Genomic DNA, 9,411 nt, shown 5'->3' on the forward strand with positions numbered 1-9,411 from the left:
CCTATCTGACCGTCGTGCGCCAGCACGCCATCGGGGGGAGAAGCCCCCGTCGTGCAAGCCGCGGGGTTGTTGCCGCTCACCGTGCCGGAGGTACGGCGGCTTCTCTGGCACCTGGTCTGGGAGCAGCCGCCTTCGGTTGAAGCGGTTGAGCACTGGTCGGTGTGGCGCCGGCGCCATCAGCAGCGCGCTCATGACTGTCACTGGCGCGAGCGCACCCGTCGCCGACGTCAAACCCGGCTGTAGTACTAGGTTGGCCTTGCTGGCGACCGCGGCATTCCAGGCCCGCGCGCCGTCCAGATGGAAGGCGACGTTATGATCGCGGGCAAGCCTCGCGGCTTCCCTGACATAGGCTGCGGGCAACACGTACCGCCCATCGTGTTTTCGAGGGCGAGCAGCTTCGAGCGGGCACAATGGGGTCGTCCGGCTTGATGGCGCTGCGGACCTCGTCCAGGGGCAGCGTTCCGTCGGGAGCGTTCCCGATGGGCTGCGGCTGGATGCTGCCGAGAACGGCAGCGCCGCCCTCGTACTTGTAAGTGTGGGCATCCTGGCCAACGATATACTCATCGCCGCGTCCGCAATGGGTCAGAAGCGCGGCTAAGTTGCTTTGCGTGCGGGACGGAAAGAACAGCCCAGCCTTCTTGCCGGCCCTCTCCGCGACGGCATTTTGAAGCGCGATGACGGAGGGATCGTCGCCCCAATATCATCGCTTACAGGAGCAGCATTCATGGCCTCCAGCATGCCTTAGTGGGGCGTGTTACCGTGTCGCTGCGCAGGTCGATCATGAAAGAACTTGTTTCTGGACGTTGAAAGCCGAAGGATCAGGAGGAGACGACGCCGCTGGTATCCGCCACAACGTCGAAGGCGGCTTTGAGGAGTGCCTGCGTATAGGGCTGCTCCGGCGCGTTGAAGATGGCCTCGGCCTTGCCCCGTTCGACCACCTTGCCGGATTTCATGACGATCACCTCCTCGCATAGCGCCTTTACAACCTTCAGGTCGTGGCTGATGAAGAGATAAGCGAGATTATGTTTCTTTTGCAAATCGCGCAGCAGGTCGATGATCTGCGCCTGGATCGACATGTCGAGAGCCGAGGTCGGCTCGTCGAGCACAACAAATTTCGGCTTCAGGATCATGGCCCGCGCGATGGCGATGCGCTGGCGCTGGCCACCCGAGAACTCGTGAGGATGACGGTCACGAACGGCAGGGTCGAGGCCGACTTCTTCCAGGATCGAGGCGATCATCCGGTTCCGCTCGGCTTCCGAAGAGCCAATACCATGGATCTTCAGGCCTTCTCCGATGATGCTGGACACGGATTTGCGCGGGCTCAAGGAGCCGTAAGGGTCTTGGAAGACGATTTGGATTTCCCGGCGCAGGTCACGCAGCGCGTCCTTGTCGAGACCGCGTAGCTCCGTGCCCCGGTAACGAATGGAGCCTTCACTTTCGATGAGGCGCAGGATTGCCGTGCCAAGTGTCGATTTTCCGGACCCGCTTTCTCCGACGACCCCGACGGTTTGGCCTTGGCGGACCGTAAGATCGATGCCATCCACCGCCTTCACATGCGCAACGGTGCGGCGCAGGAAGCCGCCCTTGATGCTGAACCACACTTTCATGTCGTTGGCTTCAAGAATGACCGGCGCATCCGTGCTGGCGGCAATGGGCTGGCCCTTCGGCTCGGACGCCAGAAGATGCTTCGTATAGGGGTGCTGCGGAGCCTCGAAGATCTGCTCTGTCTCGCCTTTTTCAACGATCTCGCCCTTGTTCATCACGCAGACTCGGTCCGCCATCCTGCGGACAACGCCGAGATCGTGGGTGATGAGTAGGAGGGCCATGCCGAAACGGCTTTGCAGGCTTTTGAGCAAACCGAGGATCTGGGCCTGCACCGTCACATCGAGTGCGGTCGTCGGCTCATCCGCGATCAACAGATCGGGTTCATTGACGAGTGCCATGGCAATCATCACGCGCTGACGCTGACCGCCGGAGAGTTCATGCGGGTAAGCGTTGAGACGCTTTTCCGGCATCGGCAGTCCGACGAGCGCGAGAAGTTCGATGATGCGCTCGCGCGCCTTGTTGCCACGGATACTCTTGTGGAACTTGAGAACCTCGCCGATTTGCGTCTCCAAGGTTTGGAGAGGGTTCAAGGAGGTCATGGGCTCCTGGAAGACCATGGCGACCTTGTTGCCACGGATCTTTTCCAGCTCGTCTTCCGATGCGCCTAGCAACTCACGACCGGCAAAGCGAATGCTGCCGGTCTGTTCGTTGGCGACCGCATAGGGAAGCAATTGCAGAATGGACAGGGCTGTGATCGACTTTCCTGACCCGGATTCACCCACAAGCGCCAGGGTTTCTCCCTTGTTGAGGTGAAGGGAAACGCCTTTTACAGCCTGAACCGTATTCTCCGAGGTCAGGAAAGTGACGCGCAGATCGTTGATCTCGAGCAGAGGTTGCGAAGTCTCAAGATTCGACATTGGATGATCCCTTCGTTCAGGCCTGTCCATCTGCATCTAAGCGGAGGTAATGGTGTCGATGGCAGCATCGAGCTTGGCAACGGCTTCAGCAATGCGCGCACGCTCCGTATGAAGCCATGCGCGGCCATCCGCCAGCTGAGTCTTGGCGACGTCCAGCATACGGTCCACCTCAGAGGGCGCAACGCTGCCGGTCGTCACACGGGTCTTCACAAAGACCTCGGGGTCAAGAGCCTTTGTAACCGTGTCCTGGTCCAACTGAACATCGCGGCCGATGGTTTCCTGCGCGGCACGATCTAGCACGTCCACCGCAACGGTGGTGGGTGTGATGCCCTCATTGAGGCAGATGCGCACGAGGCGCGCGACCACATGGTGAACCTGGCGGAAGGACAGACCGGTTTCACGCACGATCACGTCTGCCAGGTTGCTCGCTGTGCACCAGCTGCCGTTCAGAGCCTCGCGCATGCGGGTCTCGTGCACGATGAGGGTGGCGATGATACCCGTGAAGAGATCAAGCATGCCCTCGGTCGTCTCAAGGGCGTCGTCGATGAGGGGCAGGTCCCGCATGGCTTGGTCGCCCGTGCCCTCCGCGCGGAAGGTGCCGAGGGCAGTGGCAAGCCATGTCACCGACCCGCCTGCCGCCTTCTTGACGGTTTCGAGACCGGCGGGGTTCTTTTTCTGCGGGAAGATGCTGCTGGTGCCGCAATAGGCGTCATCGGACTCAACGAAGCCGAACTCCGTGCTCGACCAGATGTGCAGATCCGTGGCGAGATCGTTCAAGGTCGACATGGTGATGGCGAGCGCGCCGATGGCATCCGCCGCGTAGAAGGCTTCGCGTCCGAGCTTGGAGTTTTCCAGCAGAGCGGCAAAGCCGAGCAGCTCCGTCGTGCGCTGCCTGTCGAGCGGCCAAGAGGTGCCGGAGAGGCCCACTGCGCCGAGCGGATTCAGGTTGACGCGGGCGTAAGACTCCGTGAGCCGGGTGAAGTCTTCGGTCAGGCGCGTGACAATGCTGAGAAGGTAGTGGCCGAACACCCAGGGCTGAGCCTGCTGCATGTGGGTGTACCCAGGCATGATGGTGCGCGAGTGCTTCTCGGCCTTGGCGATGAGCGCCTCGCGGAAGCCGTTCAAACGCTCCAGCACGTCGAGCATACGGTTACGCTTGTAGAGGCGGCGAACGGTTGTGCCCTGGTCGATCCGGCTGCGGCCCGTATGCATCTGGCCGCCGACATCCTCGGCCATCCGCGAGAACAGGTAGGCCTCAACCTGGAGCAGGAAGCTGCCCTTGACCGGATCGATGGGGAAAGTGGCCGGGTCCATGTGGCGCAGTTCGAGCAGGCCCTTCAGGATGACGCTCGCCACATCCTTCGGCAGGATGCCCTGCTCGGCGAGCATGACGGTGTGCGCAAGATCGACATGGTTGAATTCTTGGAAGTGGCGCTTCTCGCGGGCAAGACCTGGAATGTCATGATACTTAATCAGGCCTTCCGCCGGGGGACTGCTGAGGCGAGCCTCGGTCAGCAGAATTCCGCGTTCGGTCACCGGCTTGTTCATTGTTACTTCCAGTTCAGTATGAGGTGGTCGGAGGCATGGCTCCGCCATTCGCGGAAGATACCGCGTCGGATGGCTGTTATTTGTTAGTGGGTCCGAGCCGGCCGTCAGCTGGTCCGGACCTGTTCTTATGCTGAGTGATCCGGTTTCAGAGGCTTACTGCTTGGTGACCTGATCGAGTTTCACGATCTCGTCGCCATAGACCTCAAGGCCCTTGAGACCCTTCGCGGTGCCGATAAGCTGCACCTGGTCGAAAAGGACAAGGGAGTTCGGCGCTTCGTTCCAGACGATGCGCTGCACATCGCCGTAGGCCTTCATTCGTGACTCGTAGTTCATGTCGACCGAGGCCTTCTTCAGCAGCTCGTCGATCTTTGGGTTGTTGTAGCCCGTCAGGTTCGACGCATCGGTGCTGAAGAACTTGCGGCGAAGGCGCCAATCGGCGTTCGTCACGCCCGTACCGAGCAGCCACATATGGGCGTCGTTGCTGCCCTTACCGGTGCCTTTGCCCTCTTCAGGACGATAGAGCGTCTTCTGGTAAGTTGCCCATTCCCAGACCTTGAACTCGGTCTCAAAGCCGATGGCATTGAGGTAGCCTTGCACGGCTTCGGCCACAGCCTTGTCCTTCATGTAGCGCCCAGCGGGCGTCCACATGACGATCTTTTCCTTGAAGCCGTTCGGGAAGACGTCCGCGATCATCTTGCGGGCCCTCTCGGGATCGTAAGGGTAGGCGGTTTGCTTAGAGCGGCCTTGTGCGCCTTCAGGGAAGATGCCCTCCGGCTTGTTGCCATAGCCGTTCAGGATCTTCTCGATGATCGCGTCGCGGTCGATAGCGTGGTTGATGGCCAAGCGCACGCGCGGATCGTTAAAGGGTGGCTTGGTGGTGTTAAGTTCGAAGAAGATCTGGAACGAGCTCGGCTCGACGACCAACTCGGTCTCCTTGTTCTGCTTGATCTTGTCGGCAGACTCCGGCGCTATGTTGAGCGCAATGTCGGCATTGCCGGCCTCAAGCTCGATCACGCGTGCACCCGGCTCCGGCACCGGGCGGAAGGTCATGGTGTCGGCCTTGCCGAGCGTGCCGAAGTAGTTCGGGTTGCGCTTGATGATCACATGTTGACCCGGGATGAACTCTGACATCACGTAGGGGCCAGTGCCGACCGGCTTGCGCGAATAGGCGCGGCCACCAGCCTTCACTGCCGTCGGGCTGTTGATGGAGGAATACTCGTCCGCCAGGATCTCAAGGAGCATCGGCGAGGGCTCTTTAGTGATGATCGCGGCCGTGAGAGGATCGACGACCGTCACTTGGCTGATATTGGTAAAGAGCGAGCGGTTGGGCGAGCCGAGTGCCGGATCGGCAATGCGATCGATGCTGAACTTGACGGCTTCCGCATCGAAGGCCGTACCGTCATGGAACTTCACGTCCTTGCGCAGCTTGAAAGTCCACTTCAGGCCATCTTCCGACTTGGTCCAAGACTCGGCAAGATCCGGCACGATCTCAGTGAGCTTGGTGTCCTTCCAGCGCACGAGCGTGTTGAAGATATTGTTGAACACAACTTGGGACGGCGTGCTGCGCGACACGGCGGGGTCGAGCGTATCCACGTCCGTGCCCTGCACGACGCGCAGGTTGAATTCGGCCTGTGCTGCGGCGGGCGACATGAAGGCGGTGGCGCTCAGGAGAGCAAGGCTCAAGCTGAGGCAGGAGCGGCGGGTGAGTGTCAAGAATGATTGCATGTTTCCCTCTTTCCTTATGGTTAGGAGTCGCATCGAAACTAAAGCGCCTTACGCGACCGGGGGTCGATGTAATCGCGCAAGGCGTCACCGACGAGGTTGAAGCTGAGAATCACCAGAAACAGAGCAAGGCCTGGCGCGAAGATCACGTGCGGATGGCTCGTGATATGTGCGCGGGAGGCAGCGATCATCGCGCCCCATTCGGGTGTCGGCGGCTGCGGTCCGAGTCCGAGGAAGCTCAGGCCTGAGCCGATGAGAATGGCTTCGGCGAGCGAGAGCGTGCTCTGAATGATGATCAAGGACATGATGTTGGGCAGGATGTGTGAGAACAGGATGCTCGAATCCTTCGCGCCCAAAGCCTTTGCCGCCATGGTGAACTGGCGTCTCTTGAGGGCTAGGATCGGTCCTCGGAACAGACGCACATTAGCGGGAATGGTGGAGATGCCGATGGCGAGCGTGAGACTCAAGACGCCGGAGCCGAATATCGTGACGATGATGATGGCGAGCAGCGTGCGCGGGAATGCGATCATGAAATCCATGAAGCGCATAACGAGATTGGTGAACCAGTTCTCGTAATAGCCGCACAGAGCGCCAAGCACGATGCCGATCACCATAGCGATGGCGACGCTGACTACGGCGACGACGAGGGTGATGCGCGCGCCCCAGACTAGGCGTGCCAGCATGTCGCGCCCCAACTCGTCAGTGCCGAGCGGATAGCCGGCCGATGGCGGCAGGAGAGCGGTATTGAGCGCCACTCGCGTCGTCGCGGTCCAGTCGTAAAGAAGTGGTGCGAAGACCGCAGCCAGCACGAAAACGATCGTGATGATAGCAGCTGCAATCGCCATGTAATTCCGTCGGCGAATGAGATAGCCGAGGAAATTCTGCGACTTGTCGCGCTTAGGCATAGGAGATGCGAGGGTCGAGGATGCCATAAATCACGTCTACGAGAAGGTTGATGATGACGACGGCAGCAGCGAACACCAGGATGGTTCCCTGCACGACATAGATGTCGCGAACCATGATCGCATCGACCATGTAGCGACCCATGCCAGGCCAGGCGAAGACAGTCTCAACGATCACCGCGCCGCCGAGCAGGCGGCCAAAGTCGAGGCCAAGTACGGTGACGATGGGGATCGACGCATTGCGCAAGGCATGGCGGTAGGTGACCTTCTTCCACGAAAGGCCTTTGGCGCGGGCTGTGCGGATGAAGTCTTCCGAGAGCACATCGAGCATGCTGGAGCGCGTCAGGCGGGCGAAAGTTGCCACGTAAGGCAGGCCGAGTGTAAGGCTGGGCAGCACCAGATGCGCCCATGTTCCTCTGCCTGTCGGCGGCAACCAGCCGAGCATGGATGCGAAGACGAGCATCAGCACGAGACCGAGAAAGAAGCCAGGCATCGAGATGCCGAGCACCGCCACGCTCGTCACCAACCGGTCTGCTGTGCCGCGCGGATGTAGGGCGGAATAGATGCCAAGGGGAACGCCGAGCAGAACGGCGATCAGCATGCCGGCGACAGTGAGTTCAAGCGTTGCCGGGAAGGTGCGGGCGATACCTTCGGTCACGGGAGCGAGCGTTTGGAACGACTCTCCGAGATCACCTTGCAGCAGCTTCTTGAGATAGATGCCATACTGAATGGTGAGCGGCTGATCGAGCCCGTAATTGACTCGGATCTGTTCGATGTCAGCTTCGGTAGCATCCGGTCCTGCGGCCATGCGCGCAGGATCGCCCGGGATTAGATGAAGTACGAGAAAGACGGCAATCGACACACCCAATAGCATTGGGATCAGCATCGTCAGGCGTCGGAGAATGTAAGTTACCATTGTCTTTGGCACGCCCCGCAGTGATGTCTAGCCAGCGAAGAGCGCAAATTAGGCATTGATGATTTGCATGATTCAAGTACATATGCCCTACTATCTCTATAAGGAAATGTTATGCGAGAGGTGTACCTCTTGTCCCGCGAGTGTTCTGCAATAACAAATCTTATACCAATGACTAAAGGGCCGTCTTCTATATGAGCCTCGCCACATGCAGATGAACCCCCGGCAAATCGAAGCCTTTCGGGCGGTTATGCTTACTGGCAGCATGACAGTTGCAGCGGAACTTTTAAAGATCACGCAACCGGCTGTGAGCCGCCTGATCAAGGATCTTGAAGCAGATTTGAAGCTCATGCTCTTTCGCCGTGAGGGTAACCGTCTCATTCCGAGCTACGAGGCAACGATCCTGTTTGCCGAAGTCGACCGATTTTATGTCGGCATGGACCGCATCGCGAAGATCGCCATCGATCTGCGGCAGGCTAAGGTAGGCACCTTACGCGTTGCATCCATTGGCGCCTTGTCGTTGAGCTGTATCACGCAAGCCATCAGCGCGTTTCATGCGGACCGCCCGGCCGTGAACGTGATTTTGGAAAGTCTGAATTCACGCCTGATCCTGGAACTCGTGGCCGGCCGTCATTTCGACGTTGGGTTCGCGCAGGTTGGTGGTGAATTTCCCGGCGCTGATCTCACACCGCTGCCTTCTGTCGAGGCGGTCTGTGTGGTACCTGCGCATTATGAAATCGCGAAGAAAGAGGTGCTTGAGCCTGACGATCTAAAGAACCTGCCCTTCATCACCTTGGGTAGGAACAGTCCTGTGCGTCTCAAGGTCGATCAGGCCTTCAAGGATGCCGGTGTCTTCCAGCACGAGTTGCTGCAGACATCCCTGGCTGCCAGCGCTATTGGGTTGGTCGCATCTGGGCTCGGTGTCTCCATCGTTGATCCGTTTACGGCGAGCTATTTGAGCCCGAACGGAGTTGTACGCCGTCCATTCAGACCCTGTATTACCTTCGACGTTTCAGTGGTGAGGCCAGCCCATTATCAGCACTCGCGTCTATCTCAGGACTTCATCGAGATCATGGTGGAACTGTTCAAGAAGGAGAACAGACGACACGAAGGATAACCTTAACACTGCTTCCCTAGAAACGTCAGACATGAAGGTTTCGGGCAACTGGGAACGGATGGGATGGGCAGCTCGCCCATCTAGGTGTTACGAGCTTAGCTTTTCAAGCCGTCAATTTGGATGCCCCGGCTTGCTTTTCAACATATGGATTGGCTCATCAGTCATTCTTATGGAATAGGTTCTAAATGACAGCCCTTTCCTGAAGCTGGGAAGGTCTCCAACGGGCCAAACTGAGCTTTTACGCGAGCCCGTGCGAACGTCTGCTTCACTCTGCTCTTGCCGAAGTTCGGATCAGGTCCGCTCCGTGCTATTAGGCCACCTTCGGAGTCCACGCAATTGAGCTGAGCCAGCGACGGCTCGGAAGGTAGAATTCTGCAAGAGGCGGTTTCGAACTCTCGTGAAAGCGCCGTATCAGCCTCGCACCCGAGCAGGACTTTCTACGCCCCTCGCATCCGCGGAGACCTCCCGCGTGGGTGCGCTTCCTGCGCTCCGAACGCCGAGAGGATCAGCGCGAGCTGAAGACGTCCTGCCGCTGGAAGAGCAAATAAAGGCGGACACTCGCATCTGGCGTCACATTGCCGAGCGGGAGCGCTTGGTCGAGCCGGATCTTGGCCGTCTCACGTCCCCTTATACCACGTCCTGGTGATCAGAACCCGTGTGCCCAGTCGCGCAAGCCGATGGACATAATCGTCCAGGGCTGCTCGGTGAGCCTGTTCCACGCGTCACAGCAATGATCGAGGATGTCCT

At 59.2% G+C, this 9,411-nt stretch carries 8 protein-coding genes; 1 reads left to right on the forward strand and 7 read right to left on the reverse strand.

Annotation, left to right across the window (positions count from 1 at the left end; all coding sequences use genetic code 11):
* From ACS5Q1_RS44570 to nikB, 7 genes are all read right to left on the reverse strand, one after another.
* Nucleotides 1–363 (reverse strand): beta-eliminating lyase-related protein (locus tag ACS5Q1_RS44570; protein ID WP_473104229.1); only part of this gene is annotated, 363 nt, incomplete at its 3' end.
* A complete protein-coding gene (locus ACS5Q1_RS44575; RefSeq protein ID WP_473104236.1) occupies nt 311–676 on the reverse strand; it encodes a beta-eliminating lyase-related protein in 366 nt (121 codons plus the stop codon). The genes ACS5Q1_RS44575 and ACS5Q1_RS44570, both read right to left, overlap by 53 nt.
* A gap of 142 nt (nt 677–818) precedes the next feature.
* On the reverse strand, nt 819–2,462 hold the full coding sequence (locus ACS5Q1_RS44580; protein WP_473104230.1) for an ABC transporter ATP-binding protein: 1,644 nt from the start codon (nt 2,460–2,462) through the stop codon (nt 819–821).
* Nucleotides 2,463–2,498: 36 nt separating this feature from the next.
* Nucleotides 2,499–4,010, reverse strand: a complete 1,512-nt coding sequence (argH, locus tag ACS5Q1_RS44585; protein ID WP_473104231.1) for an argininosuccinate lyase — start codon at nt 4,008–4,010, stop codon at nt 2,499–2,501.
* 153 nt (nt 4,011–4,163) lie between these two features.
* A complete protein-coding gene (locus tag ACS5Q1_RS44590; protein ID WP_473104232.1) occupies nt 4,164–5,735 on the reverse strand; it encodes an ABC transporter substrate-binding protein in 1,572 nt (523 codons plus the stop codon).
* A 38-nt stretch (nt 5,736–5,773) separates the two neighbouring features.
* Nucleotides 5,774–6,637: an ABC transporter permease gene (locus ACS5Q1_RS44595; protein ID WP_473104233.1), complete on the reverse strand. Its 864-nt coding sequence runs from the start codon at nt 6,635–6,637 to the stop codon at nt 5,774–5,776.
* Nucleotides 6,630–7,550, reverse strand: a complete 921-nt coding sequence (nikB, locus tag ACS5Q1_RS44600; RefSeq protein WP_473104234.1) for a nickel ABC transporter permease — start codon at nt 7,548–7,550, stop codon at nt 6,630–6,632. Before nikB ends, ACS5Q1_RS44595 begins: the two co-directional genes overlap by 8 nt.
* Before the next feature lie 205 nt (nt 7,551–7,755).
* Here nikB and ACS5Q1_RS44605 point away from each other — a divergent pair, with 205 nt between their 5' ends.
* Complete coding sequence (locus ACS5Q1_RS44605) at nt 7,756–8,664, forward strand: LysR substrate-binding domain-containing protein (protein WP_473104235.1); 909 nt, start codon at nt 7,756–7,758, stop codon at nt 8,662–8,664.
* Nucleotides 8,665–9,411: the final 747 nt, after the last annotated feature.

The organism is Microvirga sp. GN3 (assembly GCF_055792825.1).